General features: G+C 74.6%; 1 protein-coding gene and 1 pseudogene. Both read left to right on the forward strand.

Annotated elements, in window-relative coordinates; genetic code table 11:
- Positions 1-299 (forward strand): annotated as a pseudogene (locus tag A4V12_RS39045) (hypothetical protein); the annotation flags it as partial.
- A gap of 76 nt (positions 300-375) precedes the next feature.
- Positions 376-1,929, forward strand: coding sequence for an alkaline phosphatase D family protein (locus A4V12_RS22950; RefSeq protein WP_064071311.1), 1,554 nt, complete (start codon positions 376-378; stop codon positions 1,927-1,929).
- The last annotated feature ends 86 nt before the right edge of the window (positions 1,930-2,015 follow it).

A 2,015-nucleotide genomic window follows, 5' to 3' on the forward strand; every position in this document is an offset into this window, starting at 1 on the left:
GCCACGCGCGCGGGGCGCCGGAGGCGGTGTTCGTGGAGCGGGCGGCCGCGGCCGGGGTGGCGCTGCGGCCGCTGGGCGAGTACACGTCGGCCCGCCGCGACGACGGGGACGTCCGGCTGGTGCTGGGGTACGCCCACCTGTCGCCGGGGGACATCGGCCGCGGCGTGCGGCTGATGGCGGCCGCGCAGCGGGACGGGGCGGCGGGGCCGGGTGCCGGGTCCGGGCGGGCGTCCGCGGGGCCCGCGGGCGGGAGCGGTTGTTCACGCGGGGTTCGTCCGCGCGCCGCCGGGGGGCGTTAGGCATGGCTCGGCACCCGTTGCCGTGCGGTTGCCCGCCGTTCCCTTCCGTCCGTTCCGCGTCCCCGGAGGCGTACCGATGCCGCACCGCCCTGGCCCGTCCCCCGCCCGCCGCACCGTCCTGCGGGCCTCGCTGGCCGCGTCGGCGGCGCTCTCGCTGGGTGCCGCGCCCGCGCAGGTCCGTGCCGGACGGCCGCGGGCCGCCTGGGGGGTGCAGACGGGCGACGTCACGGCGACGTCCGGGCTGGTGTGGGTCCGCTCGGACCGGCCGGCCCGGATGGTGGTGGAGACCTCCGCCACCGAGTCGTTCCGCCGGGTGCGCCGCCACGTCGGACCGCTGCTCGGTCCCGGTACCGATCTCACCGGGACCACGGCGTTGCGGGGCCTGCCGCCGGGCGAGCGGATCCACTACCGCGTGACGCTCCTGGACCCGGACGACCCCCGGCGCGCCGGCGAGCCGGTGACGGGCTCCTTCCGGACGGCTCCGGCACGGCGCCGGGACGGGGTGCGGTTCCTGTGGTCGGGCGACATCGCGGGGCAGGGCTGGGGCATCAATCCGGACATCGGCGGGTTCTACGCGTACGAGGAGATGCGCCGCCTGGTTCCGGACTTCTTCCTGTGCAGCGGGGACACGGTCTACGCGGACGGGCCGCTCCAGGCGCGCGTGCCGCTCGCGGACGGGCGGGTCTGGCGCAACGTCGTGACGGAGGAGAAGGCGAAGGTCGCCGAGACGCTCGACGAGTACCGCGGTGTGTTCCGCTACAACCTGCTCGACCACAACGTCCGCGCGTTCAACGCCCAGGTGCCCTCCATCACGCAGTGGGACGACCACGAGGTGCGCAACAACTGGTACCCGGGGCAGCTGCTGGACGACCCCCGGTACACCGAGAAGGACGTCGACGTGCTGGCCGCGCGCTCGCTGCGGGCGTTCGGCGAGTACGTCCCGGTGTCCACCCTGCACGCGGGCCGGATGCACCGGGTGGTGCGGTACGGGCCCCTGCTGGACGTGTTCGTCCTGGACATGCGGACGTACCGGGACGCCAACTCGCCGGGCCGCCGGCCGGACGACACCGGGGGCATCCTGGGCGCGGCCCAGCTCGCCTGGCTGAAGCGGGAGTTGAGCCGCTCGCGGGCGGTGTGGAAGGTGCTCGCCGCGGACCTGCCGCTCGGGCTCGTGGTGCCGGACGGCGCCACGGACTTCGAGGCGGTCGCGCAGGGCGACCCGGGCGCGCCGCTCGGCCGTGAGCTGCAGATCGCCGAGCTGCTGCGGTTCGTCAAGCACCGGCGGATCACCGGGACCGTGTGGCTGACGGCGGACGTGCACCACACCTCGGCCCAGCACTATGCGCCGGAGCGGGCTGCGTTCACCGACTTCGAGCCGTTCTGGGAGTTCGTCTCCGGCCCGCTGGCGGCGGGCGGGTTCCCGGCGAGCGCCCTGGACGGTACGTTCGGCCCGGACCGGGTCTTCGTCCGGGCGCCGGAGCGGGGCAACGTCTCGCCGATGGAGTCGCCGCAGTACTTCGGCGAGGCCGACATCGACGGCGACAGCGGTGAACTGACCGTACGGCTGCGGGCGACCGGTGGGACGACGCTCTTCAGCAGGACCCTCCATCCGGGCCGGGTGGGCCAGTGAGCCGGGAGGCCCCACGCTTGAAATCCGGACTTAAGCCACCAGATGCACGCTTAACCCATCAGTCACAAAGCGTTTGTGATCACGCA

The organism is Streptomyces noursei (assembly GCF_001646665.1).
Lineage (GTDB): Bacteria > Actinomycetota > Actinomycetes > Streptomycetales > Streptomycetaceae > Streptomyces > Streptomyces lavendulocolor.

Coding starts and splice junctions, on each gene's coding strand:
- A4V12_RS22950 (WP_064071311.1), top strand. CDS start 376: ATGCCGCACCGCCCTGGCCCGTCCCCCGCCCGCCGCACCGTCCTGCGG.